This window comes from Actinomyces sp. HMT897, assembly GCF_016626125.1.
Lineage (GTDB): Bacteria > Actinomycetota > Actinomycetes > Actinomycetales > Actinomycetaceae > Actinomyces.
This window is the reverse complement of sequence record NZ_CP067336.1, coordinates 2139719-2166243: the sequence shown is the minus strand read 5'-3', so window position 1 is coordinate 2166243 and position 26525 is coordinate 2139719. Positions and strand designations below refer to the sequence as shown.

Sequence of the window (26525 nt, the reverse complement as noted above, 5' to 3'; positions counted from 1 at the left end):
GTCAGTCCTCCTCCATGTCAGGGACGAGCTCGTCAAGGGTCTGGCGCAGGGCGGCGACGGCGACGCCGAGGGCGGCCACGGCGTCGTCCATGACGGTGGCGAGCTGGGGGTCGTTCATGCCCTCACCGACGGTGGTGACGACCTGCGCGTTGACAATGACACGGCGGGGCAGGTCGGCAGAGGGGTCCTGGTCGGGTGCCGGCGGGGCCTCGGGGTCGTCGTAGACCGCGAGTGCGGGGCAGGTGGGCTCCTGGAGGAGGCGGGTGCACAGGGCGACGGCCTCGGCACGGCGCGCCGGGGTCATCTCGGCGGAGAACCGGGCTCGTAGCACCAGCCCGTAGCCCCGGTAGACGAAGGCGAGGAAGCGGTGCCCGGGGACGTCGAGGCCCCCGTTGCCGTCAAAGGAGAAGCCGGGGCCACGGCGCCGGGCCCAGGCCCCTAAGCGGTCACTAGTCACGGAGGGAAGGTCAGCCATCCCCCGCATGGTATCCCGATACCGCCGGGCTCATCCGGTAACACGGGTGGGCCCCAGGCTCCCGGGCCGATGGTCCCACCGGCCCGCGTCAGCCGGGTGCCCCGGCCTGCCGGACACGCGGGGCGCGCCGTCCCGGTCCCAGCCGCACAACCCCCTCCCCACCCCCACCGCGAGAACGGTACTTATTCGCCGTGAGAACGGTACTTGTTGCTCGCGAGAACGGTACTTGTTCGTCGTGAGAACGGGACCGGCCACACAGCACGCCCCCACAGACCGCACCAGTTCTTGCAGGAGGCGCCCGGGGCCTACGGAATCATGCGGATATCCCGGGGTCCTGCAGGGGGCCGGTACAGAAACTGATGAGATATGCAAGAACTAGTGCAACCTGGATACACCCCAGCCCAGGTGAACGCGCTCCCGCGCCCCTGAACGCGCCTTGACCTCGATGTACGTCTTCCCACGCCATTGAACGCGCTTTAGCCTTGATGAACGCGCTCCTGGGCATACGAACGCCACCCAGGACGGCGTTCACATGTATGAAACGGCGTTCACGCGCACGAAGGCGCGTCCACCTCGAATCAGCCCAGCGTGTCCCCACCAGAGGCCCCTCGACGCCGCGCAGCATCCAGGGGCGGGACCTCCGCCAGCTCACGCAGCTGCCGCCCACCTGCTGGCGCAGGTATCCAGGGGCGGGGCCGACAGCACGCAACCATCCCGGGCACAGTCACCGGCCACCGTCGCGAACGCCAACCACCACCCCATTACCGGCTGCCACCCCATTCACCGGTTACTGTCGCGAACACCGGCCGCGCGGGACGGATCCAGCCGAACCCTGACCTCCTGCCCGTGCCCCACGACGACGCCGTCCGGGATCAGGGCGGCCGCGGCACCCACAGGACCACCGGCGCCCAGGAGCTGGACCTCGGCCCAGCGCTCACCACGACGGGCACGCAGACCTGTCACCCGCGCTGTGGCCGTGAGGGCCCGCACCTGCCCGGGCCCAGGCACCGCAGACGCCCCTCCACGCGCACCCAGGGCCCCGCCCACCGAGGGCATCCCGCCCGACGCGGCCCCGCCCACCAGCACACTACTCATTGGCGGCGCCCCGGTGGCTGAGAACGCCCCACCCACCGGGTCACCATGACCCACCACGCTCAGCGCGCCGGGTGCCAGGGCCAGTGCCGGGGAGCCACCGTCCGTGGCGCCACCAGCCGCGAGCGCGCCCTCCCACCCCAGGCAGGCGACGTCGTCGGCACCCAGGACCGGGGAGTACCCGAGGAACTCGGCGACCTGCCGGCTGCCGGGGTCGCCCCAGAGCCGCTCGGGGACGTCCAGGCGCGCCAGCCGCCCGTCGGCCATGACGCCTACGCGGTCGGCCACGGTCATGGCCTCGTCCTGGTCGTGGGTGACGTAGAGGGCGGTCATGCCCTGCTCGCGCAGGATGGTCCGCAGGTCCAGGCTCAGCTGCTCACGCAGGGCGCGGTCCAGGGCGGAGAGCGGCTCGTCCAGGAGCAGGAGGCGGGGCCGGGGGGCCAGGGCCCGGGCGAGGGCCACCCGCTGGGCCTGGCCACCCGACAGGGTCGTCACCGCCCGCCCCCCGTACCCGCCCAGGCCGACGAGGTCAAGGACCTGCGCCACGCGCCGGTCCCGCTCAGGCCGCGTCATCCCCGTCAGACCGTAGGCCACGTTCCCGGCCACGTCCCGGAAGGGGAAGAGCTGGCCGTCCTGGAACATGAGACCGAAGCCGCGCCGGTGCACGGGGGTGCGCACCACCGAGCGCCCCGCCCAGGCGACGTCCCCCCCGCTCACCGGCTCCAGCCCGGCCACGGCACGCAGGAGGGAGGACTTGCCCGAGCCGCTGGCCCCCAGCAGCGCCACCACCTCGCCGACGCCGACCTCCAGGTCCACCCCGTCCACGGCGGCCACGGGCGGGGCGGGGCGGGGCGCCGGGTAGGTCACGCGCAGCCCGGTCAGGCTCAGGCCCGTCGGGGGTGTGCCCGACGCCGGTGGCCGTCTCGGACCAGGTGCACCCGCCGGACCAGCCGGGTGCGGCACCCCCGCACCAGGTGCACCGAGCGCGCCCACCGGACCAGCCGGAGCACCATCGGGCGCACCCGCCCCCGGGCTGGCCGAAGCACCAGTCAGGTCATCCACGGAGCCTCCTTCCCGTGGCCCGCGGTCTGGAGCCACTCGCAGACAAGCATGAGGACGGCGGTCCCGCCCGCCAGGACGACCCCGGCAGCCAGGCCCATGCCCTGGTTCTGGGCGCCGGGCCTGCCGATGAGCCGGTAGAGGACCACGGGGAGGGTGGGCTCGGCGGGGCGGGCGAGGAACGACGTCGCCCCGAACTCCCCCAGGCTGGTGGCCAGGGCGAAGCCCGCGGCCAGGCCCCCGGCGCGCACCAGGTGGGGGCCGTCCACGGTGGCCAGCACGCGCCCCGGCCCGGCCCCCAGGGCGGCGGCGACCTCGCGCTGACGGGGGTCAATGGCACGCAGGGCCGGCAGCAGGGTGCGTACCACCAGGGGGACGGCCACCACCGCCTGGGCCAGGGGCAGGATCCACCAGGAGCGGGTCAGGGCCAGCGGCGGGCGGGCCAGGGTGACGAGGAAGCCGAAGCCCACGGTCACCGCCGAGACCCCCAGGGGCAGCATGACGACGGCGTCGAGCACCGCCAGCCCCCGACGCAGCCAGGCCGAGCGCGGGGAGCGGGAGATGACCAGGCTCAACGCCACCCCGACCCCCAGGGAGATGGCGGCAGCCACCACGGCCACGCGCAGGGAGCTCCCAGCGGCCTGCCAGACGGTGACCGTCAGGGCGTTGCGCCCGCCGGTGGTGGACAGGTCGGTGTAGTTCGCCAGGGTCCACTGCCCGCCCCGGCGCAGGGACCTGGTCACCAGGGTGGCCACCGGCCCCACCAGGAGGACGGCCACCACCGCCAGGGTCAGGACCAGGGCGGGGACGTCGCCCGGACACAGGCGGGTGGCGGGCACGTCCACGCGCAGGGCCAGCCGCGCCTGGCTGGCACGCCGGGCACGCTCGGTGGCCCCCAGGCAGGCTGCGATGACCGCGAGCTGGAGGACGCTGAGCACGGCCGCGTCCCGCAGCTGAAGGTACTGGGCGGTCAGGGTGTAGATCTCGGTCTCAATGGTGCCCACCCCGGTGCCGCCCAGGACCAGGACCACCCCGTAGGCGGTGGCGCAGAACAGGAAGGTCAGGGAGGCGGCCGAGGCGATGGCGGGCACGAGGCTGGGCAGGGTGACGGTGCGCCACGCCCGCCACGGCGAGGCGCCCAGGGCCCGGGCGGCCTCCTCGGCGCGCGGGTCCAGGCGGCACCACATGGTGCCCACCGTGCGCACCACCAGCCCGTAGTTGAAGAAGACCAGGGCGGCGACGACGGCGGTCAGGGACCCGTCCAGCCCCCAGCCCCCCAGCGGCCCGCCCTTGGTGACCAGGGCGTGGAAGGCCACGCCCACCACGACGCTGGGCAGGACGAAGGGCACCAGGACCAGGGTCCGCAGCAGGTCGCGCCCGGGGAAGCGACGCCGGTAGAGCACCAGGGCCCCGGGCACGCCCAGGACCACGCAGACCACCGTGGCCAGGGTGGCCTGGGTCAGGGTCTGGCGCACGACCCTCCAGGTCCGCGGCCGGGTGAGGACCTCGGCGAAGCCCGACAGGTCCGGGCTCCCCTCGGGCGCCAGGCCCCGGCCCACCAGGGTGGCCACCGGCCAGGCGAAGAAGATCCCCAGGAAGACCAGGGGGGCCGCCACCGCCAGGGCCCAGCCGGCGCGCTCGCCCCAGCCGGTGCGCGGGCCCGACGCCGGGGCGGTAGCGCACGCGCCGCCGGGCGGGGTGCGTCCCCTCACTGGCCGACGGCCTCGGACCAGGTTGTCAGCCAGGACTCGCGGTTGGCGGCGATGTCGGCGGCGGGCACCGAGACCGGCGTGGTGGACAGGGTGCCGAACCTGGTCAGGGCGTCGCCCAGGGAGGCGTCGGGGCTGACCGGGTACATGTACATGTTCTGCGGGATGGACTCCTGGACGTCCTTGGTGAGCATCCACTCAATGAAGGCCTTGGCGCCCGCGGGGTTGGCGGCCCCGGTCAGCACCCCGGCGTACTCCACCTGGCGGAAGGCGGTGGCCGGCAGCGAGGCGGTGGTGGAGCTCTGGCCGTCGGGGCTGACCGTGGCCGCGGGGGAGGAGGAGTAGGACACCACGATCGGGTAGGCCCCCTGGTTGCCGCCGCCGGAGAAGTCCGTCTCGTAGGCCTGGGTCCAGCCCGAGTCGATCCTGGTGCCGTTGGCCACCAGCTGCCTCCAGTAGTCGGCGAAGCCCCCGGACTGGGCGGTGCCGAAGTGGCCGATGGTGGCCAGCAGGAAGGCCAGGCCCGGGGAGGAGGTAGAGGGGTTGATGGCCACGAAGAGGTCCTTGTAGTCGGGCTTGACCAGGTCCTCGAAGGTGGCGGGGGCGGTCAGGCCCTTGGAGGCGAAGTAGGTGGTGTCGATATTGACGCTCACCTCGCCGAAGTCAATGGGCACCAGGGCCGGGGTGGCGCCCACCACGTACTGGTCGGCGCCGGTGGGCAGGGTCACGGACACGGAGGTGTCGATGACGCCCTCGTCCAGGACGCGGCTGGCGAAGGTGTTGTCCACACCGAAGACGGCGTCGCCCAGGGGGGCGTCCTTGGTCAGGATGAGCTTGTTGACCAGCTCGCCGCTGTCGCCGGAGGCCACGGTCTGGAGGTGGTAGCCGGTGTCCTTCTCAAAGGCGGCCACCAGGTCCTCGGGTACCTGGAAGGAGTCGTGGGTGACGACGGTGACGGTCTGGGAGCCGGTGCCGGACGTCCCTGAGGCGGCGGGGCCGGCGTCGTCGCCCTTGCCGGAGCAGGCCGCCAGCGTCAGGGCCAGCACTCCGGCCAGGGAGCCGCCCAGGAGGGTGCGGCGGGAAAGGGTGGGGGCCGTGGGAACAGCCATGGGTGTACCTCCGTGGTGTCTCGGAGGGCCTGGGCACGCGCGCGCCCAGGGAGAAGTCTCGACTTCCTTCGCCGGTACTAGCCGGAGCAGGTTCGAGGGTCTGCGTCGGCCCGGACGCCCGGGACGGCGGGCGCTGGCCCCAGGTCCCGACGGCGCCTCGCGGCTCCCGCACTCTCAGCGCGTACGCGCTCCCCTGTCGTGCTCACAGCATATAGCGCCCGGGCCGACCCTTCATATCCGCGGGCGCGGCTCGCCCATATTGTGCGTACTGCGCTCCCGCCCCGCCGACCCCTCATGCCCACGGGCACGGCACCACCGCCCAGTCCCTACCGCCCAGCACCGATCCGACTGCCCCCACACGCCACTCGAGCCCGCCACCCTACGGACCTGCCTACCCCGACCCAGGACGTCGCCCGCACCCGTCACCAACGGACCTGCCGCCCTAGGCGCACCACCCGCACCCCACACACCACCCGCGGACCTGTTCCACGTGAAACCCGGCCAGGCCGCGAACCCGCACCCCGGGTGCTCACCTAAGACGACGCAGTCGTTCAGGCCACGCTCAGCACGGACTCCCGCGTCATCGAAGGCGACCCACACCCCGTCGTCCGGTTCAGGCCACGTCCAGCGCGGACTCCCGGCACCCGCCCGAGAGGACCCTCCCCGCACCCCGGACAGCAGCAGCTTCCGGGACACCGTCTGGGCCCAACGCCGGAGCCCTCCCCGCACGGACAGCAGGCAAGGCCACGGCGAGGGCGCCATGAACGCGCAGGGACCGTCTGGCTCCCCCGTCCAGGTCAGCTCGGTGGACAGGGAGCACCGCAAGCGCACAGGGACTATCCTGCCGCGGCGCGGCGTACCCACGGACGGCGCCATCGGGCCTCCCCCACCGGCGGGAACCGTCCGGGAGCCACCACCCCAGGAGACGGCGCCCTACGGCCACGAGCTGACGATTCGGTCAGTGGCCTCAGGCACGGTCAGGAGATACGATAGGGCGACATGCGAGGCCTCCACGCAGCAACGTTACTTTATCGATATAAAAAGGTCGCCAACACGCCTACCCTGCCTGCCCTGACCTGTGCAGGCCCTCGGCTCGGCGGCCTTGGGGTCAGTCGTACTGCGCGCCAGCCTCGCAGGTACTACCAGCAGCCATGTGCCCGACGCCGCCAGCAGGCAAGCGGATCTCCTGGTCCTCCTTGTCGGGAGCAGCGGTAAGACACGGGCACACAATATCTCTAGAAAGGAATTCAATGAGCCACCTCTACCGATCCGCGGTCGGGACGCTCGCGGCAATGTCGTTCATGTGGGCCGTTGTCCCCGCAGCCGCGGCCGACGACCCCGACGTCGGGCAGACGGCCAGCCCCGGGGTCGAGGCACCGGCCGCCCCGAGCCCTCAGGCCGGACCGACGGACGCACCTTCCGTCCCCCCGGATCCGCCTGTCGCCCCCGCTCTTCAGGGATGGCATATTGAAGGCGGGGTCTGGTACTACTATGACCAGGGCGTGAAGAAGACCGGATGGCTCTTCCTGGGAGAGGCACGGTACTACCTCAACGTCGACGGCTCCATGGTCACGGGCTGGGCGCGTATCGGAGGAATCTCCTACTATTTCGGTACCGACGGCGTCATGCAGCGCAGCAAGTGGATCTCCTCGGGCGGGAACTGGCTCTACCTGACCGATTCAGGGACGGTGGCCACCAACAAGTGGATCCCCCAGGGAGGTTACTGGTACTACGTTGACGCAAACGGTTTCATGGCCACGGGCCAGATCCGGGTCGATGGAGCATCGTACTACTTTAACTCAAACGGAACCATGGCCACCAGCACGTGGGTCTCACAGGGAGGGTCCTGGTACTACTTCGGTCCCAGCGGAGCCGCGACTACGGGATGGGCGCAGCTCGGAGGGACCTGGTACTACTTCAGCCGTGAAGGGGTCATGTCCACGGGCTGGATGCAGGTAAGAGGATGGTGGTACCACTTTGACGCAAACGGCTCCATGACCACGGGGTGGGCCCAGATCGGAGGGTCCTGGTACTACTTCGGCACCGACGGCGTCATGCAGCACAGCAGGTGGGTCCCCTCAGGCGGGAACTGGCTCTACCTTAACGACTCAGGTGCTATGCTCAGCAGCACCTGGCTGCCCCAGGGAGGCGCCTGGTACTACTTCAACACCAATGGCGCCATGCTTACCGACTGGGCCAAGATCGGAGGGGTCTGGTACTACTTCGGCACTAGCGGGGTCATGACTACCGGCTGGGCTCAGATTGGAGGGTCCTGGTACTACTTTGGCAGCAGTGGGGTCATGTCCACCGGGTGGGTGTACACCGGCGGGAACCGTTACCGCTTCAACGGGAGCGGCCGGTGGGTCAGCATCTACTCGGGCACCTACACCTGCCCCAGCTCGCACCCCATTAAGGGGAACCAGGACAGTATGATCTACCACAGGCCAGGACAGCAGTCCTACAACGTCACCAAGGCCGAGGAGTGCTTCGCCTACGCGTCGGACGCGGAGGCCGCGGGATACCGGGCCGCCAAGCGGTGACCGCCCCCCATTCTCCTCAGGCCAGCAGACCAGTAGCCAACTGTATCGTCTCTCCTACCGTCATCTGTCTCCTATAAGGATGCCACCAGGACCCCTGGAACAGGCGGGACCGATGAGGACCTGCACGTGTGGGGCGGGAGGACCATCCGGTTCTCCCGCCCCACGCAATCGCGCGAACACCTCTACGGCTGGGCACCCGGTGGCGCCGCCGCCGGCAACCCGCCCTACACGCTCGCGCGGACACCTAGATTCAGGCAGGAGCACAGAGGCGGCCCTAGGATAAGGGGGCTATGCACGGCCCCGGCGGTGGTGGGCGGACGGTTCTGTCGCAATCTGAGGATCAGAGCCGACCCCACCCCGCACAACTCTTTGTACACTCAATGTCCACGCAGGTCAGGAGCCCGGACCCCAGCGCGGCAGAGAGTGCCCACCGCCCTGATCCTCAGATTGCGACACACGTACGAACCGGGCCAGCAGACAGACGGCAGATTATCCGGTTCGCCAGATAAATCCGCCCCGATTCACCCGGACCCACGCCGGGAGAACTCGGCAGGCACCCCACCACCTGGCCCCTTACCCCGGACCACCTCCGGTCTCCACCGTCATTATGGCCATTCCCGCGCCCAGAGTATGCCCCCGGCCGTGCTTGACAGCCCGGCCGATCCCTCCGGCGCTGGAAGCCGGAATCCACAGCGAGAACATCGACCTTACCCACTGAGCCCTCCGAGTGAATGCGCGTGCGCACCCACCCGGCCACTACGCCCTTGACGAGCGCCACACTGACGGACCCGGGCTCTCGAGCACGTGCCCCAGTCCCTGAACCTGCCTCTGCCAACCTCGCGGGCAGAAAGCGCTGTAGACGAGACCGGGGACGGCCTCCTCGCATTCCTCGGGAAGACCGGCCCCTACGCTCGTACAGCGAGGTCGGGAGCAGCCTGGCGCATCGGCTCGTAATAGCGAACGGTCATCGGCGCGATACCGTTAAGGGCGCGGGCCATATCGGTCACGCCCGTGGACTCCGGCAGCCAGTCAGAGGTACGACGCGCGCAGGTCGGCCGGGTCCTTCGCCGACAGGTCGGCCAGTGTCACGTCGAAGACCGTGCGCGCCCCGGTCTCGCCGCGTGCCGCCATCCTTACAGCCGCCCGGCCCATTGCGACCACGACGGAGCCGGTGAACTCGGGGTTCGATCCCAGGTCGAGCTCGAAGCCAATGCGCGCAGCGACCCCCGGGGAGGTCTCGCCGCGACGGATCACCGTGCCCCCGTGCGGGATGCCGCTGTGCCTCGCGGCCATCTCCTCGGCGGAGATGAAGGTCACAGTGGTGTCATAGTCCGCGAAGTAGTTCGGCATCTCCACGATCTCCTTCTCAATGCGAGCGAGATCGGCGCCGTCGTCGGCCACCACGTAGCAGTCACGCCGGTGCATCGAGCGGGTCGTCAGCTCGACGTCGTCGCCGGCCTTGACCGCGTCGACGGTCTCCTGCACCGGCAGCGTGTACTGCCTCGCGTCCACCACCCCGGGGATGCGGCGGATCGCGTCCGAGTGCCCCTGCGAGACACCCGGCCCCCAGAAGGTCGTCGTCGTGCCGTCGGGCAGGACCGCGTCCCCGAGGACCCGGAGCATGGAGAACAGGCCCGGGTCCCACCCGGTGGAGATGATGGCGAGGTGGCCGGCCTTCCTGGCAGCGGCGTCGACGGACGCGAAGTAGGCCGGGATCTTGGCATGCGTGTCATAGGAGTCGACCGTGTTGAAGAAGGCGGCCGCCGCCGGGCCCTGCTCGGCCAGGTCCGTCGCGGATCCGCCGCAGTCGAGGCAGACGTCGATCTTGCCTTCCCAGTCCGGCATGTCGTCGACGTGGGCCACCGGGGCCCCTTGCGTGGCGACCGTGCCCGGATCACGCCGGGTAAAGACGACGACAAGCTCCATGTCGTCGTTCCGGGCGATCGCCCGCTCAGCACCTCGCCCGAGGTTGCCGTACCCGTTGATTGCGACTCTGATCATGGGAGCCCTCCTGTCGTTGACGCTGTGGCCCCAAGCCTCCCACCAGGACCGGCTCGACGCGAGCCCCGGCGGGCGACGTCTCGCGAGGAACGAACCCCGGGGCCTGCGGACGCGCATCAGGCCACGGTCGACGGCGAGGGGCTCGGCGCCCGAACGAGGCATATGAGATGCTCATCACTCTTTTACGGCCTCCACCCATGCACAGTGGCACATCGTAGTCGGAGCCGCCCACCTTCGGGAGATACTCGGCAGACCTCCACAAGGGACTGAGAACGACGTCAACACACAAATGACCACGCGACCGCGTCACCGCAGACCCCATTCAAAGTAGCAGACGCCGGGAACAACGAGCGACCGCTCATTAAAAGCATCTCACACATTAAAGCGGAACTCGACCACGTCTCCGTCGGCCATAATGTAGTCCTTTCCCTCCATTCGCACCCGGCCGTGGGCGCGGGCCTCGGCCACGGAGCCGTACCTCATGAGGTCGTCGAAGGAGATGATCTCGGCCTTAATAAAGCCGCGCTCAAAGTCGGTGTGGATGACCCCGGCGGCCTGCGGCGCCGTCGCCCCCTTGCGGATGGTCCAGGCGCGCGACTCCTTCTCCCCCGCCGTCAGGTAGGTCTGCAGGCCCAGGGTGTCAAAGCCGACCCGCGCCAGCTTGTCCAGCCCCGACTCCTCCTGCCCGCTGTCGTGCAGCATCTCAGCAGCCTCATCAGGTTCCAGCTCCACCAGCTCGGCCTCGAACTGGGCGTCCAGGAAGATCGCCTCAGCCGGTGCCACGAGCTCGCGCAGCTCGGCCTGCTTCTTCTCGTCTCCCATTCCGGCGTCGTCCATATTGAACACGTAGATAACGGGCTTGGTGGTCATGAGCTGGAAGGTGCGCAGGACCTCGGGCTCGATCCCGGCCCGGGCGGCGTCGCCAGAGGCCACTGCCGCGGAGAGCAGGGTGCCCTCCCCCAGGACAGCCAGCGCCGCCCGCGCCGTCTCCAGCACTGAGGCGTCCGTCTTCCTGCCGCGCACCTCCTTCTCCAGGCGCGGAACGGCCTTCTCCAGGGTCTGGATGTCAGCCAGAACGAGCTCGGTGGCAATAGTCTCAATATCGGAGGCGGGGTTGACGACACCGTCCACGTGGACCACATCGGGGTCGTCAAATGCGCGCGTGACCACGCAGATGGCGTCAGCCTCGCGGATATTGGCCAGGAACTGGTTTCCCAGACCCTCGCCCTCACTCGCCCCGCGCACGATCCCGGCAATATCCACGAACGACACTGTGGCAGGCACCACCTTGGCGCTGTGGAACATCTCGGCCAGGCGCCCCAGTCGCGCGTCAGGCAGGGGGACGACGCCGACATTCGGCTCGATCGTGGCGAAGGGGTAGTTCGCCGCGAGGACGCTCGCGCGGGTCAGGGCGTTGAACAGGGTGGACTTGCCGACGTTGGGCAGTCCGACGATTCCGATAGTGAGAGCCACGCCCTGAGTCTAGGCCACCGGGCGGGGCAGAGGGCGAAGGACGACAGGGACGTCTCAGGTTCACGGAGCCAGCAGGGCGCGCCAGCCCCAGCGCGACCCACGGGACACCGGCGCACCAGGACCGCGGCCCGCGGCACCCGGGAGACCGTGCCCACGCAGCCAGGACACCGGCGTACCAGGACCGCAGGACCCACGGGCAGGTCCACCCCACCGGAGCCGGAGAGGACCAGGTCCGCCCTTTGCCGCACTGCCCCACCCGGCCCCGAGGCACGGCCTGAGCCACTCCTCACAGCACCGACGACATGAGCCGGCACACATTGTCAATGTACTTGTTCCACCACGGCTCGCGCGCCCACTGCGCCGCGGTGAGCTCGGTGGAGATCTCCCGGTAGTGGGCGTCGTTCTCCCGCAGGAGGTCGTCCAGGTCTCCGCCGAACGCCAGCAGCATGACCTCGTAGTTCAGCGCAAAGCTGCGGAAGTCCATATTGGCGCTGCCGATAACGCAGGCCTCCCCGTCCACGGTCATGTACTTGGCGTGCAGCACCGTGGGCGCCGGGTAGCGGTAGATACGAACCCCCGACGCGAGCAGCGCCGAGTAGTAGGAGCGCTGGGCGTGGTTGACAATAAACTGGTCGGACTCCTGTCCCACAAAGAGCTCCACCTCCACCCCCCGGTAGGCGGCCGTGGTCATGGCGGACAGGAGCGCCTCATCAGGAATAAAGTAGGGACTGGTAATAGAGACCCGCCTGGTGGCGTTCTGGATAAGGGAGAGGAACAGCCGTAGGTTCGGCTCCGTGGGGTAGCCGGGGCCGGAGGGGACGAGCTGCATCGCGTTGACGACGGCGTCAGGACGTCCCGGCTGGGGCGCGGGAGTCCCCACGGGGGCGGTATCGAGAATCTGCGCGGTGAGCTCAGGGAGGATTATGGAGTCGTCCACCTGCGGTATCGCACCGTTAACCAAGGGCGCCGGGGCGGTGACGGAGGCGGAGGCGACGACGAGAGGACTCAGCGAGGAGTCGTCCATGTCGTGGAAGGGAGCGAGGTACCCGGGCCGGGGTGGCGTGGCGCTGCCGCGGCCAGCAGGCAGCCCGTCGGCCGGGCCCCGGTTAGCGAGGCGAGGACCAGCCGGTGCGCGGCCATCCGGCGCGAGACGGGTCGGTGCGCGGCCAGCAGGCGGCCTACCTGCCCCAGCAGGACCAGCCCCACCAGGACCAACCGGACCAGCCCCGGCAAAACCTGCCGTGGCAGAACCAACCGAGGCAGGACCGACCCCGCCAGGACCAACCGGGGTGGGAACAGCGGATCCGCTTCGGGACCCCTGCCCCGAGATCCTCTGGTCACGCCTGGTCGCGCGGTCGGGCTCCCCCTTGGCCCGGTGCCTGCCGCCCTTGAGCCGGTGCCTTCCTCCGACCGTGTAGCCGTCCGCGGTGGTGTACCCGCCAGCAGCCGCGTAGCCGTTCCCGATCGCGTAGCTGTTCCCGAGGGCGTGCCGGCCTCGAGGACGAGGCCCTCCCCCGGTCACGTGCCCGTCCACGGTCGCTCGCCCGCTCTGGGCATAACCACCCCTGAGCACGTGCCTGCCCCCGAGCCGGTGCCTGGGCACCCCCCTGACGAGCCCGGACCCCACCCCCAGCTCAGCGGCCAGTCCCGACTCCGTCACCTGTGCCAGTGTGCGCACCAGCCCCGGGTCAGCGCGCCTGCCCCGCGACCTCATGAGGGCCTCGGCGGCGCCGGGAACGGCGTCGAGCAGGTCCAGGGTCTCCCCGGACTCGAAGTACCAGTCCATGGCGAAGACTGCCTGCGCCTCCACCACGACCGAGCCGGTGACCTCCACGGTCAGATCCTCCCACGTGCGCCCGGCACGGATATTGCGGCGCAGCCGGTAGGTGGGGTCAATAATATTGTGGCTGCCGATAAAGGCGCGCTCACCGTCGACCACAAGGATCTTGCGGTGGTTGCGCAGGTCCGGACGCCGCCAGCGGCGACGCAGGGGCAGCAGCGGCATTGTGAGGTACCACTGGATACCCGCCGCGGTCAGGCGACGCCCGAGCTGGTTCCAGCCGGGGTACTTGCGGCTTCCCAGGTGGTCCAGGAGAAGGCGGACGGTCACGCCTCGCTGGACCGCGCGCGCCAGGGCCGAGTAGAAGGGGTCGGTGACCTCGTCCCAGCTCTGGATGTAGAACTCCACGTGGACGTGGCCGGTAGCGGCGTCGATCGCACGCACCATGGCGGCGTAGGTGGACGGGGAGTCCGAGTGCAGGGCCACGACCTCCCCGGTGACGCAGGGCAGGCCGGTCAGGCGCCGGTTCATCCGCAGCAGCGAGCCCAGGGAGCGGCTGGGGGTCGCGCCCTCGGGGGCGTCGGGCAGGTTGCGCGTGTAGGCCAGTGTGGTCCTGGTGGCGGCGACCTGCTGCTGGTAGCGCTTGCCCTGGACCCAGGGGCTGCCCAGGAAGAGGTACAGCGGCAGGCCCACGAGCGGCAGGAAGAAGATGAGGACGAGCCAGGCGGTGGAGCTGGAGGGGCGGCGGTTCTCCGGGATGACGCCCAGGGCCACGATCTTGATCGCGTACTCCAGCACCACCCACGTTCCCGTCGACAGCTGGTTCCAGTCCATGGGCTCATCCTGCCACGACGCCGGAGGACGCCCTGACTCTGAGCTGGGCCGACGTCGGCCCCCACGGGTGGACGCGCCGTCCTGTGGATGAACGCACTGGCCTGCGGATGAACGCACTGTCCCGTAGGTGGACGCGCTTAAGGGTATATGAACGCCGCTCTACATAGCGTTCACGCACCCGAAAGCGCGTTCACCTGCGGGACACCACGCTCACGATCGCGGCCAGAACCCTCGATGCGCGCAGAGGCCATGTCCCACAGGGCCCGCGGGCGGCGTACTCACTTCTCGCAGGCAACCCCGTCATGGTCGCGGTCCAGAGCAGAACGGTAACCTGGGTCGCCCTGGTACAACGGGGCCGCACCTGCGGCCTTTGCCTCGGCACAGTTCCTGTAGTAGGCCTGCGGCTTCTGCGCAGGCTGTGCCGGCTCCTCCGGCTCCTGCGCCTGCTCCTGCGCTGCTTCCTCGGCCTGCTGCGCCTCCTGGGCCGCCTTCTCCTGCGCCGCCTTCTCCGCCGCCTCCGCAGCTGCCGCAGCAGATGCCGAGGCCTTGGCTGACGCCTCCGCGTGGGCGGAGTCGTGGGTGACCGTCAGGGTGATCTCCCGGTCTGCCGCAACCTGCTCACCAGCCGCGGGGTCCTGGGCTGTCACGGACCAGTTGCTCTTCTTCCACACGGACTCCTTGCCGTCAACGTCCTTGAAGGTGGGGTCCTCGGTGAGACCGGCCTTCTCAAGGGCGTCGACGGCGGCGTCGCCCTTCAGGCCGACGACGTCAGGCACCTCGATCGTGGTCTGGGCGGTGGTGGCTTCCGACGACGCGGTCTTCTTGGCCGACGCCTGGTCGCACCCGGCAAGTGCCGGCGTCAGGACGAGGACAAGGGCGACGAACCAGCTACTGGCGGACAGCAGCCTACTGCGGCGACGCGGTGAGACGGACTGGGGAGCGGACACGGTGGGATCCTTAGGTGACGGGAGCGGAACAACACCCCTGGGATACACCCTGGTACACCGCGACGGCAATAAACCACCGCATTTGTCATCATATTGTTATGAAACTCGAACAAAATAACGATGAGGTCACTTTGTACACCCATTGAACTCGCCCGCAACACGAAGGCTCGTCAAGCACTCAAAGCCATCGCGCACTCCGTGCGAGAAAACAACTCCTAAGACACTCAGAACCCACCAAAGTCTGAAAGCCCACGATTGAACATGTTCGACCGATAAGGTCTTCCTATTACCTCACCGCGCCTGCAGGCCCGTCTATCTGGATCTCATCGGTCCCCGGTCCCCGCACCTGTGCCCACCTACCTGGCCGCACGTCCGCGGGCCCGAGGCCGGTGAAGCAGGCACCCAGCCCAACTCCTCCAGCCCAGCTCCTGTACCCGGCCGCACGTCCGCGGGCCCGAGCCGCCACCGCGTCCAGCTGGCCCCCGCCCCGCTCAGCTCGCCTGCCAGCACGAGGAAACCGACCCGCTCGCCCGCGTCGCCTGGCCCGGACCCGGCGGAGGAACCGGGGCCTCTATTGGGACAGCCGTTCCCGGGCCCAGAGGCGGGTAGCGCGTGGTCCAGGTCATGCTGGTCGTGTGCCTCAGCCGCTCCCAGGCCCAGAGGTGGGTGCCTGGGCGGCGACACAGTGGCGCTCGGGCTGGTCAGTCGTTCCCGGGCCCAGAGGTGGGTGCCTCGGAGGCGCCGAGCCGGACGGCAGTCGCAGCGGCCAGAGGGTAGGGGACCTCGCGGGGCAGGCGGCTGAGGTCGATGCGCTCAGAGTTACGCAGCTCGCTGACCAGGTCTGTCACGTCAGTAATATCGACAATCCAGTCATCAACGTAGCTCGGGACCATGCGCGGGCCGATCCCCACCTGGATCGACCGGTGCCGCAGGGGGGCGGAGCGGACATTACGCTCAGGATCCCACTGGACCCGGACCGAGCTGGTGGTCTTGGCCGAGCGCCAGGCCTCGTAGGTGGGGTACACGGCGGGGTCGAAACTGCTCAGGCACGCACTGGCCAGGGCCTCGTCAAATCCTGAGCGCAGCAGGCGGATAGCGAGCACCTGCTCCTGCCCGGGTTTGGTGGCCCAACCGCTGCGGTACATCATCCACAGGAACGACGGCTTGATCCACGTCATTCTGGTACGGCTAAAAGGTGGCACGAATCGACCCGCACGCAGGGCCGGTTCAGCGATACTGGACGAGTACGCCTGGTAGACCGTGATCGTGTCATCGTCGTAGAGCGCGCGCACCTGGCGCGCAGGAATATCGTCGGGGACAGGGGGTAGCATAACTGTCCTGGACCTCCTAAGGGTACGGCTACTCCGATCCCTGAAGGATACCGTACGGCACAGGATAGGGCACGCAGCTCCCAGCTCAGGGCGCGGTCGGTGCCAATACCGTCCAGTTCTCACAGAGCACGGGCACGACGCCGAGTCGGGTCTGACCCGCGACAACCGTCAAGGTCTCCCGGAAGGCGGCTGGTAGACGGCGGCCTTGACGCCGTTGACACCAGCGGCGCGCAGCCCCCAGACCGGAGCGCGCAAATAACACGCACCTGAATCCGCTACCGTGTCGTTGCGAGCCTGCTGGCAGCCTCGTACAGGGCATTCCTCAGGGAGTTCAGCCTGCGGTTGCTGCCTGACGGCGTCCGCACACCGTCCTGCAGGACGAGGTCATTGAAGCTCCCCATGCCTCCGTACATCCTCAGTATGTCAATCGCCACGTCCCTGCGCTCGGCCTCGCCAGGGGCCTTGACGAACTGGAGCCTACGGATCTCCAGCACGCGCGCATAGTATGTCTCGCCCTCTTGCGACAGGAGTTCTACAAGCCTTGACAGGATCTCGTCAACAGTCAGCATTCTGACCCCCCTGACCTCCCGCTGCGACACAGCATCTTCACTCTCCGCCTCAATCCCGTAACTATAGCACTACATTTACTCATGACGTCTGGCGGGTTCTTTTGTAGGAGGGTGGTGGTGTCGATGTTGAGCGTGTGCCCTGCCTGTTGGATGTTGGTGAGGTTGGTGGGGGTGAGGTGCGTGCCCGTCTCGCACACCTGGGTGCAGAGCACTCTCAGGGCGAGGGCCCACTCGCCCATTGAGATGAGGTCCAGGACCCCGGCGAAGTCGAATACGGGCAGGTCGGGGTTGTCGACGGCCCTGAGGAGCTGGTTGCGTAGTCGCGTGCCGGTCGGGGAGGTGTCGACGACCACCTGGTTGCGGCTGTCGACCCGGCCCGTGGCCAGCTCCGCCACGACGCACACCCCGGGCGGGTAGGCGCTGACCCAGCACAGCACGGGCGTGCCGTTCCTGGCACAGGGCCTGCCGGGGGCGCCGGTGAGCAGGTAGCGGGAGGCCCGCGGGTCCTCCAGCATCCCGGACACGTAGGCGTCGACCTCCTCCTGCGACCAGTCCAGGGGGAGCTCGGTGTTGCGGCAGGCCAGCGGATCCCACCACCCCTCCCCACGCGGCTCCCCCGAGGCCTCCCTCTCGTCCCAGCGCCTGAGGTATTTCTCGGTGTCGACGCCCAGCTCCCGGGCCAGGCCCAGCAGCCTGCCCAGCAGGGGCTCGTCCGGCCTCCACCCCGTGCACCGCAGGAACTGGTCCACCGCCAGCTCGAGCTCCCCCGGCCCCACGAGCTCCAGCACGCTGGCCACACCCCGGGGCGACAGCCCCTCAGCAGCCACCACGCACTCAATCACGTCAGACCTCACAGCAGACCAGTCACGACGAACACGCGCCACCACGAGCAAGACCTCCTAGAAACATACCCGGAGTCAACTCCACCCAGCGAGCCCCAATGACGTCCTCACCGTCGTCAATAAATCGAAGACGAGGGCGCTTACGCCTGCTCGAGGACCTTCTTAAGGTGCTGCCAGAGGCTAATGTCTGTGAACTCGTACGGACGACTGTCGAAGAACTGGTCGAACTGATATGTCTGTATCTCTCTCTCAATTGCGTCCAGGATACGCTCACCGACCCTGCACTCGACGAGCCCGGCCCATGACTTCACCACTTCCCGACCATGCTCAAGGGCAGTAGGCGCATGACGCACACGGGCGTAGTAGTCGGCCTCCGGCAGCCTCTGCGCGTCCAGATCGACGCCGTAACGGAAGGAGCAGGAGACCAGGTCGGCAGTGGAGAAGTCGTTGCCCCTGAACTCGTTGACGGCAGGCAGGGTCGAGCCGTTCTTGAGGTCGCTCCTCAGTGGGGACCCCCAGAACACGCAGTCCTTGAGCACTGCCCCGGAGAAATCGCAGTCCACCAGGCTCATTGTGCTCGAGTTAATTCCCTTAATGTGCGCACCCCGAAATGAGCAGCCCACGAAGTGGGCCCTTCCCGATGCCATCATCGCGCCCCTCAGGCCGTTAAAGTTACAGCCTCGGTACTCGGAGAAGGACGCGCCTCCGCCTATGCCGAACAGGCCGATCCGAGAGCCACTGAAGTCACAGCCCTCGAAGACGCTTTTCCACACGCTGAACTTGTCCAGATCCAGCCGGGACCAGTCAGCGCCAACCGCCTTTACCCTGCCAGCGGAGCCAAGGATCTCTCGATCCATGTCCGGGAAGTTGTTCTCCCTCACCCTCAGGCCCCTGATCGCCGCCATCTCCTTGACGCTCTTCAGCCCGGTCCCTTCCATGACCAATCCTCCCTGTGTCGTCCTTCTTCCGAACCTGACATCATTATTATACATTCTGTTTGGGCGTGCCGCACGTCCAGGAGCCACCTTACTGAGTCGTCCGTGGCACCTCCTACGCTTCTCGGGTCTCCCACGAACCCAGGTACGCCCCTAAGCGGGTGAGCATGGTGAAGGCCGTCGCGCACGTGAAGTGTGGTAGGCGTTCAAGAGGAAGTTGGCTGACACGTTCCGCCAGCCTTTCCCGCACCTGCGGGCTGAGTAGTCCTGCCACAAATGCTGAACCAGCAGATGAAAGAGCCACTCACATCGCCCGTCTAAGCGGCTCTAGGTACTGGGTGACCGCCGTCGACATAATGTGAGCCCGGCTCGCAGGTCCTCGCGCCTTGATCGACCCGAGTAGCTCTCCTGTAGAGTACGCCATGACCTCGCCCCCATTAATATCTCATGGAACACCGTTAAAACTCTTAAAGAGCTTCTTAACGAGCCCACCATCGTCGCCTAGGAACCTCTCGAGCGAACTCTTTCCCCGATCGTTGCCCAGTCTAGCAATCATTAAAGTAGCATAAAATATGTTTCATAGTCTTTGAATCGAGTACAGATGCAAGCGTCTGGAGGACGTCGGCGGTAGTGGTCACATAATAACCGTGGTGCCCGACGGCGTACAGAGGTTGTGGTCTGGCTGTCCCCCTCCACCGCCCTCCCACCGCAAGCCCGACGACGCACAGGCGACAGACAGATCCGTCCTCTGACCTGCGGTTACCGCTCAGGCTAGGGCTACCAGAGTGCCACCCATCCGGGACGCCCCTTCCTTACCTCAGGCACACCGGCTTCTCGAGGTGCCGCCTCCCTAAAGGTAGTGGTCTGGCACCCAGGTCGGCCGTACCGGCGCCGTCAGGGATGCTGCCTTCCCAAAGACAGTGGGCCTGACGGATCGTGAGGTACGGCAGACCGCTTCCGACCTCCATGATTAGGCTCTCCTCCATTCGGGGCCAATATCATTCCAGTTTTCAGAGATCTTGACGGAGTCCTCGGGCGTGAGGAAGAAGTGCTCGGTAGTGGACACGGTGCGCCCCAGGATCCTGCTGACGCCCTGCATATCAGCATAACAAGTAGGGAAGCCCTCCCCGGACACGAGGACAGGGCAATCGACAGTACGAGTGAGCAGACTGTACAGGAAGCTGGTGACACTCATCTCGTGGAAGGACCATTCAAAGCACTTACTGTCAACGCAGACAACACGCTCCGGAAGGTCCCCCGTGGGAGCCAACCACAGACACCGATCACCATCATCGGTACCTCCCCACACCGCCCACGCTTCTACAGAACGAATGGTCTTAAGAAGTGGAGTGACCGAATCATCATGGGAGGCGATCTCCTCCAGCACCTCTAGGAACGAGGGCGTCTCCGCCGTAGAACTAGCGTAAGGGTTATCGTCAGTCCTTGCGAAAATGAACAGGAAGATATCGAAGGAGCCCTGCCCGTAGACACTATAGAGATGAATAAGATCCTGCGGCCAGGTGACGACCTTGATACCAGGAGGAACGGCGCTTATATGAGGGAGCGGTGGCGGTGGTGCGATCTGAATCAGGAGGTCTGTCTTGTCTTCCATGCCGTAATCCTTCAGGAGGCTAAAGCGCAGGGGCTGTCTACGCCTGTTCGAGGACCTGCTTGAACTGCCAGCAATCAAGGTCAATAAGTTTGTGCGAGCAGTTATAGTAACGTCCGGTCACGATTAGACCCTCCTCCGCTCGGGGCCAATATCATCCCAGCTGTCAAAAACCTTTACCTCGTCCTCGGGCGTGAGAAAGAAGTGCTCGGTAGTGGACACGGTGCGTCCCAGGATCCTGCTGACACCCTGCATGTCAGAGTAGCGAGTAGGGAAACTCTCGCTGTACACAAGAATAGGGCAATCGACGCTACGAGCGAGAATACCGTACAGGAAGCTGGTGACACTCATCTCATAGGAAAGCCATTCCAGGCCCCTGAGATCAACGACAACCACACGCTCTGGAAGATCTCCTGAAGGAGACAGCCACAAGCACCGGTCTCCATTGTCAGTGGAACCCCACACTGCCCACGCCTCAGCGTCCTTAATTGCTTGGAGCAAAGGAATCATCGACTCCTCAAATGAGACCGCCTCCCTAAGCTCGTCAAGAAATGCGGGCGTAACCGCGGAAGAACTGACATACGGGTTGTCGTCAACCCTGGCCAAGACAGACAGGAAGATATCGAAGGAACCCTGCCCGTAGACACTGTAGAGATGAATAAGATCTTGCGGCCAGGCGACGACGTCCTCGGATTCTGACTCACTAACATGAGGACACGGTGGCGGTGGAGCAATCTGAATCAGGAGATCTGTCTTGTCTTCCATGCCGTAATCCTCCAGGGGGCTAAGGTACGAGGGCTGTCTAGGCCTGCTCGAGGACCTGCTTGAGCTGCTGCCAGCGGTCAGGGTCAGTGAACTTGCACCTACGAACGTCAATAAACTGGTCTAGCTGATCTACTTCAATATCTCGCGCAATTGCATTTAAAACATTCTGCCCAGATTCCTGGTCGCCGAGTCCGTCCCAGGATGCCACCAGCTCCCGGCCGCGCTCAAGAGCGGCCGGCGCGTGACGGACGCGGGCGTAGTAGTCGGCCTCGGGGAGCTTCTGCGCGTCCAGGTCCACACCACGACGGAACGAGCATGACACCAGGTCGGCACCGGAGAAGTCATTACCCCTGAACTCATTGGCGACAGGCAGACTCGGGTCCCTCTCCAGGTCCATGACCAGCGGCGCACCCCAGAACACGCAGCTCCTGACCACCGCCTCGGTAAAGTCACAGTCGACCATGCTCATACTACGCGCGTTGAAACCCCTGAGGCGCGCCCCACGGAACGAGCACCCCACGAAACGCCCTCTCCCCGAGGCCAGATTCGCACCCCGCAGCCCACCGAAGTCACAACCCCGGTACTCAGAGAACACCATCCCTCCACCCATGTGGAACACCTTGACCTGGGAGTCACTGAAGTCACACCCTTCGAACACGCAGTCCCACACACTGAAGTTGTCCAGATCCAGCCGAGACCAGTCGGCGCCGCACACCCTCAATCCACCAGCAGACCCATGAGGCTTCCGATTCGGACCAAAATGATTCTCCTCTACAACGAGCCCCCCAAGAAGCGCCATCTCCTCAGCGCTCCTCCGCCTCACACCCCTCATACCAAGACCTCCTAAAGACATATTCTCGCGAACTACTATCCGCCACTATCGCTACGTGCCAGGTCGAGGTAGTTCATACGTCGCGTACTGCGCTGTCTCGCATTCTCCACCTCGCGCGATATGCTTTTCTACCTGCCCCGAGGTAGTCAACTCGATCCTGGTCACAACCTTGGTGTCCGGATCTGTGTGCGTAAAGTCAACGCCATTACTGGGGTTGTACTTAAACTCCTTAGGATAACGATCCTGGAGAACCGCGTTAGTTTGGTTATGTACAGCATGACCGGTAAAGACGTCCTCAAGCCATGACTTCTTTTCAGCAGCTTTCTGCTGGTCTACCGTGAGCGTCGATAGCAGCGCCTCGCGCCCCTTCTTGGCCTCCTCCTGAGCGATTTCCTCAATCTCCTTCCTTGGATCCGTGCACTTATTGTGGACGGCGACGGGAATGCCGCTGGTGGTGACCACATAGTAGCTGTGGAGCCCGGCGACGTGCAGGTTGTGGACGGTGGCCTCCTGCCCGGTGGGGATCACCGAGACCACGGTTACCGGGGCGCCGTCCGGGGCGGCCACGCCCTGAGCAGCCGCTCCCAGGGCGCCACGCCCCTCAGGGGTACCGCCTGCACCCGAAGTGGCCTGGTGGAGCCGGTCCCCCGGGCGCAGGTCCCGGGCCGCCACCCAGCCCCCGTCCTCCACCAGGAAGGGGTGGGTGGCGGTGGTGGTGACGCTGCCGCCGTCGCTGGTGGAGACCCGCCAGGTCCCCACCTCCTCGTGGACCAGGGCCTCCACCACCACGCGGGGCTCCTCGGAGCCGGTCGCCGGGTTGTGGGCCAGCACCTCCTCACCAACGGTCACCTGCTCAATGGGCTTGCGGCTGCCGTCCGCCATCACCACGGGCGTGCTGGCGACAAAGCAGCCAATGTCGCTGGTGCCCGTCACCTTGGCCAGGGCCCCGCCGGCACCGCCGGAGATGGTTCCCTCCAGCAGGCCCTCACCGGTGCTCGAGGCCAGGCCACCCAACGTGTGCGGCCCCGGTCCCGTCAGGTAGTTCAACGCGTTGGACACGCCGTTGTCGGCAGCCTCCTCAGCGGCACCCACCAGGATGTTGCGTCCCATGCAGGACATGGAGGTGCGTGCCGTCGCCCGGGTCAGTCCCGCCGCCGCTCCCCCGCCCGCGGCCCCGCTGGCACCGCCGATGGCGGTGTCCAGGGCCACCTGGCGCCAGTCAATGTGGCCCGTGGTGATGTACTGGGAGCCTGCTGAGAACACCCCCGAGCTGGCGGCGCCCACCAGGATGCTGGCCCCGACCCCGGTGCCCACCCCGGTGGCCACCATCGCCACGCCCGCGACCACCACCGCGGCGGCGGCAACGTACTGCCAGTTGTCCGCCACCCAGGACGTCGCCGCGTCCCAGGCGCTGGCCAGCATCCCCGAGTGCGCCTGGTTGTAGGCCCGCAGCTGCTCGTCGGACACCGGTGCCATCCCCGTGGGGTCGGCGAGGTTGACCGGGTCGTTACCAGCGAAGGAGTAGGGGTTCGGCCCCCAGGCCGCCCCGGGAGGGGCCAGGAGGGGGTCCGTGGTGAGGAAGGAGCGGGTCGCCGTGTCGTAGACGCGCGCGCCCATGAGGCTCAGGCCGTCCAGGCCCAGGGCGCCGCTGGTCTCCAGGACCAGGTCCTCCCCCAGGGAGGCGGCCCCGACCTGGGCCCAGGGGTCACCAATCTGAGCAGCCCGGCCCCCGCCCCCTGACGGCCCGGGCCCGGCGCCATCCCCCTCCGCGCCGGGCCCTGCGCCAGTCCTCCCTGTGCCAGCCCCCTCCGTGGGCACGTCCCACGCCGACCAGGTGGGCCACGCCCGCGCCCCGGCACCGGCTGGCCCGCTGGTCATGCTCACCCCGGAGGTGGTGTCCAGGCTCAGGGCGCCCACCGTGACCGGCGCGGTGGCCCCGCTGGCGGCGTCCCAGGTCAGGGGCACCTCACCCACGCTCGTCACGGTGCCGGAGGCGTCGCGCTCAATGTCCCAGGCCCGCTCGGCCCGCCGTCGGTCCCCCTCACGGTGCACGCGCACCACGCGGGTCAGCTCGCCGTCGGTGTTCCACGAGTAGCGGCGCTCACCGGCGGGCCCCTCCTCCCGGGTGCGACGCCCCAGGAGGTCGTAGGTGTAGCGAGTGGTGCCCAGGGCGTCCGTCCTGGTCACCAGCTGGTCAGCGGCGTCGTAGGTGTACTCCACCGTGGAGGAGCCGAGCCCGTCCGCCCCGGTGCTGGTCTCCCTCAGCAGGCGTCCGGCGGCATCCCACGTGTAGGTGGTACCTACCCCGTCAGGTCCCACCAGGTGCGTGAGCTGGCCGGCGGCGTCGTAGCCGAAGCGCGTGGTCACCCCGTTCGTGGTCCGGGCGAGCACCCGCCCCTGGTCGTCGCGCTCGAAGACGGTGACGCTCCTGGCGCCCTCGCGCCGGGTCTCCTCCCGGGCCAGGTAGCAGTCCTCCCAGGTCCAGGAGACGTACAGGCCGGGGGCGTGCGCGCTCACCGGTCGGCCGATGAGGTCCCGCTCCACGCTGACACGGCCCGCGCCCGCCCCTGCGCCGGCGTCGGTGACCAGGGCGGCGAGCCGCCACTCGGCGTCGTACTCGTAGGTGGTGCCCACGCCGTCGGGGCGTGTCATGGAGGTGCGGCGCCCCGCCTCGTCATAGGTCCAGGTGGTGCGCTCGGTCCCCACCCAGGACTCAGTCAGGAAGCCGCGGGCGTCCCACACCTGCCGCGTGCTACCGGCCGCGGGGCCGTCCTCGCTAGCACCGGGGGCGGGCCCGGAGCTCACGCTCACCTGGCGCCCGGCCACGTCGTAGAGCACGCTCCGGCGGGTCCTCCGCGAGCCGCCTGCGGTGGCCAGGACCTCGGAGACCACGCGCCCGGCCGGGTCGCGCTCCCACAGGACCGCCTCACCGGTGGGCTCCAGGCGGCGGGTGAGGCGCCCCAGCGGGTCCGTGACCGAGACGACCCGCCCCATGCCGTCGTGCTCGTAGCGGGTCACCCCGCCCGCCGGATCCACCTGGGCCACCACGCGCCCGTTGCCGTCGTACTCCAGGGTGGTCAGGCCCCCCAGGGCGTTGACGACCCCGACGAGCTGGCCCGCGGCGTCGTAGCGGAAGCGGCGCGTCCCGAACTGGGTGTCCTGGGTGCGCACCACCCGCCCCGCCCTGTCGTAGGTGAGGTGGCGCGTCCCCGCACCGGGCTCCCGCCGGCAGACGGGCCGGCCGCAGGCGTCGAACTCCGTGGTGACGCGCTCACCGGTGGGCCAGCGCTCACCGGTGAGACGGGAGTCGGCGTCGTAGGAGACCTCGTAGCGGGCCCCCGCCGTGGAGACCGTGGTGCACCAGCGTCCCAGCTCATCGTACTCGTAGCCGTAGGAGTCCCCACCCGGCAGCCTCACGCGGGTGAGGCGCCCGGCGGCGTCATAGGCGTACGACGTCGTGGCCCCGGTCACGTCAGTGGCGGTCAGGACCCGGCCGCACCGGTCGTAGGTGACGTCCTCACCCGTGCCGGCGGGGGTGCGCAGCCCGACCGGCCGCCCTAGGCCGTCGTAGGTGGACTCCCAGGCCCCGAGCGGGTCGCTCAGGAGGCTCGGAGCACCGCCCTCCTCCCGGGTGACGTGACGAGTGGTGCCCACGGCGTCCGTGGTGGAGCGGATCCGCCCCTGGGAGTCGTACCGGATGCTCCACCGGCCCCCGCTCGCGTCACGCACGCTGGTCAGGCGTGAGAGCGCGTCGTGCCCCAGGTCCCAGTGGGAGCCGTCCGGGAGGGTGACACTGGCCAGGTTCCCCAGGTCGTCCCAGGTCTGACGCAGCTCACGCCCCAGCTCGTCAACGGTGCAGGCCTCCTGGCCCGCGGAGTCGTAGGTGACCTCGGTACGCCCGCCCAGGGGGTCCACGCGGGCGGCCAGGCGCCCCGCCGCCGTGTACTCCATGCGCCACACCCCGCCCTCGGGGTCGGTGCGGGACACGCACAGGCCGGAGTCGTCGTAACGGAAGGAGGTGGTGTGCCCCAGGGGCGTGACGGCGGAGACAATGCGCCCGGCCTCGTCCCGGACCAGGCGGTGCACCCCTCCGGCGGCGTCGGTCACGCTCGTCAGGTCACCGTGGGCGTCATAGGCCAGGCTCACGGTGACCCCGGTGGGATCCTCCAGCCGGGTCAGGAGGGAGCCGTCCCACCACAGGCGGGTGACCCCGCCCTCGGGGTCGGTGATGACGCTCGGGTTGCGGTCCTCGCCCTCGTACTCGTAGCGGGTGACGCTCACGGCGTCCCGGCCCTGGGCGTCCCGGGGCCCTCCCGTCCTGCCCGACCGGGCGGCGGGCGTGAGCCGGACCTGGGTGAGCCTGTCCCGCTCGTCCCACACGGACTCAGCACGCGCGCCGGTGGGGCCCTGCTCCAGGGTGAGACGACCCCGGTCGTCAAAGAGACGCGCAGTGCGGCCGCCGTCGCGTTCCACCACCATGACCTGGTTGTGCCCCACCGGTCCCAGCCCGACCTCTGTGACCTGCCGTCGCTGTCCGTCACGCGGACCAGGCGGCCCCGGTCGTCGTGGACCCAGGTATTGGCACGGGTGCCGTCCTCGTCGGCGACCACGGTCACCCTGCCG

The 26525-nt window shown here is 68.0% G+C and carries 17 protein-coding genes and 1 riboswitch; of the genes, 1 reads left to right on the top strand and 16 read right to left on the bottom strand.

The window, feature by feature from the left end; genetic code table 11:
• Position 1: 1 nt before the first annotated feature.
• From JJJ15_RS08485 to JJJ15_RS08470, 4 genes are all read right to left on the bottom strand, one after another.
• Entirely contained in the window at positions 2 to 475 is a 474-nt protein-coding gene (locus tag JJJ15_RS08485; protein ID WP_200510447.1) for a hypothetical protein, read from the bottom strand.
• 780 nt (positions 476 to 1255) lie between these two features.
• Positions 1256 to 2434: an ABC transporter ATP-binding protein gene (locus tag JJJ15_RS08480; RefSeq protein ID WP_246741983.1), complete on the bottom strand. Its 1179-nt coding sequence runs from the start codon at positions 2432 to 2434 to the stop codon at positions 1256 to 1258.
• Positions 2435 to 2616: 182 nt separating this feature from the next.
• A complete protein-coding gene (locus tag JJJ15_RS08475; protein WP_246741982.1) occupies positions 2617 to 4338 on the bottom strand; it encodes an iron ABC transporter permease in 1722 nt (573 codons plus the stop codon).
• Positions 4335 to 5444 (bottom strand): thiamine ABC transporter substrate-binding protein, encoded by a 1110-nt coding sequence (locus JJJ15_RS08470; protein ID WP_200510446.1) that lies wholly within the window; start codon positions 5442 to 5444, stop codon positions 4335 to 4337. Before JJJ15_RS08470 ends, JJJ15_RS08475 begins: the two co-directional genes overlap by 4 nt.
• Positions 5445 to 5490: 46 nt before the next feature.
• A riboswitch (TPP riboswitch) is annotated at positions 5491 to 5649 on the bottom strand.
• A 1045-nt stretch (positions 5650 to 6694) separates the two neighbouring features.
• On the opposite strand from JJJ15_RS08470, the gene JJJ15_RS08465 reads away from it, so the two are divergent.
• Positions 6695 to 7984 (top strand): cell wall-binding protein, encoded by a 1290-nt coding sequence (locus JJJ15_RS08465; RefSeq protein WP_200510445.1) that lies wholly within the window; start codon positions 6695 to 6697, stop codon positions 7982 to 7984.
• 1029 nt (positions 7985 to 9013) lie between these two features.
• Here the strand turns inward: JJJ15_RS08465 and JJJ15_RS08460 are convergent.
• The 12 genes from JJJ15_RS08460 to JJJ15_RS08400 form a co-directional block, all read right to left on the bottom strand.
• Positions 9014 to 9985, bottom strand: coding sequence for a diaminopimelate dehydrogenase (locus tag JJJ15_RS08460; RefSeq protein ID WP_200510444.1), 972 nt, complete (start codon positions 9983 to 9985; stop codon positions 9014 to 9016).
• 372 nt (positions 9986 to 10357) lie between these two features.
• Entirely contained in the window at positions 10358 to 11458 is a 1101-nt protein-coding gene (gene ychF, locus JJJ15_RS08455; RefSeq protein ID WP_106110266.1) for a redox-regulated ATPase YchF, read from the bottom strand.
• Between the two features lie 286 nt (positions 11459 to 11744).
• Positions 11745 to 14072 carry a phospholipase D-like domain-containing protein gene (locus tag JJJ15_RS13175; RefSeq protein ID WP_246741981.1) on the bottom strand — a complete coding sequence of 776 codons (2328 nt, stop codon included), beginning with the start codon at positions 14070 to 14072 and terminating at the stop codon, positions 11745 to 11747.
• Between the two features lie 278 nt (positions 14073 to 14350).
• Positions 14351 to 15019 carry an excalibur calcium-binding domain-containing protein gene (locus JJJ15_RS13170; RefSeq protein ID WP_246741980.1) on the bottom strand — a complete coding sequence of 223 codons (669 nt, stop codon included), beginning with the start codon at positions 15017 to 15019 and terminating at the stop codon, positions 14351 to 14353.
• 701 nt (positions 15020 to 15720) lie between these two features.
• Positions 15721 to 16350 carry a DUF4291 domain-containing protein gene (locus JJJ15_RS08435; protein WP_200510443.1) on the bottom strand — a complete coding sequence of 210 codons (630 nt, stop codon included), beginning with the start codon at positions 16348 to 16350 and terminating at the stop codon, positions 15721 to 15723.
• A gap of 275 nt (positions 16351 to 16625) precedes the next feature.
• Positions 16626 to 16919 carry a hypothetical protein gene (locus JJJ15_RS08430; RefSeq protein WP_200510442.1) on the bottom strand — a complete coding sequence of 98 codons (294 nt, stop codon included), beginning with the start codon at positions 16917 to 16919 and terminating at the stop codon, positions 16626 to 16628.
• Positions 16913 to 17773, bottom strand: coding sequence for a hypothetical protein (locus JJJ15_RS08425; RefSeq protein ID WP_200510441.1), 861 nt, complete (start codon positions 17771 to 17773; stop codon positions 16913 to 16915). Before JJJ15_RS08425 ends, JJJ15_RS08430 begins: the two co-directional genes overlap by 7 nt.
• A gap of 128 nt (positions 17774 to 17901) precedes the next feature.
• On the bottom strand, positions 17902 to 18699 hold the full coding sequence (locus JJJ15_RS08420; protein WP_165271641.1) for a pentapeptide repeat-containing protein: 798 nt from the start codon (positions 18697 to 18699) through the stop codon (positions 17902 to 17904).
• Positions 18700 to 19666: 967 nt separating this feature from the next.
• Positions 19667 to 20308 (bottom strand): hypothetical protein, encoded by a 642-nt coding sequence (locus JJJ15_RS08415; RefSeq protein ID WP_200510440.1) that lies wholly within the window; start codon positions 20306 to 20308, stop codon positions 19667 to 19669.
• A gap of 123 nt (positions 20309 to 20431) precedes the next feature.
• The gene (locus tag JJJ15_RS08410) at positions 20432 to 21070 is read right to left on the bottom strand and encodes a hypothetical protein (RefSeq protein WP_200510439.1); all 639 of its coding nucleotides are present in this window, start codon (positions 21068 to 21070) and stop codon (positions 20432 to 20434) included.
• Between the two features lie 37 nt (positions 21071 to 21107).
• Entirely contained in the window at positions 21108 to 21668 is a 561-nt protein-coding gene (locus tag JJJ15_RS13165) for a pentapeptide repeat-containing protein (RefSeq protein ID WP_281433042.1), read from the bottom strand.
• Between the two features lie 285 nt (positions 21669 to 21953).
• Positions 21954 to 26381 carry a polymorphic toxin-type HINT domain-containing protein gene (locus JJJ15_RS08400; RefSeq protein WP_246741978.1) on the bottom strand — a complete coding sequence of 1476 codons (4428 nt, stop codon included), beginning with the start codon at positions 26379 to 26381 and terminating at the stop codon, positions 21954 to 21956.
• Positions 26382 to 26525 lie beyond the last annotated feature (144 nt).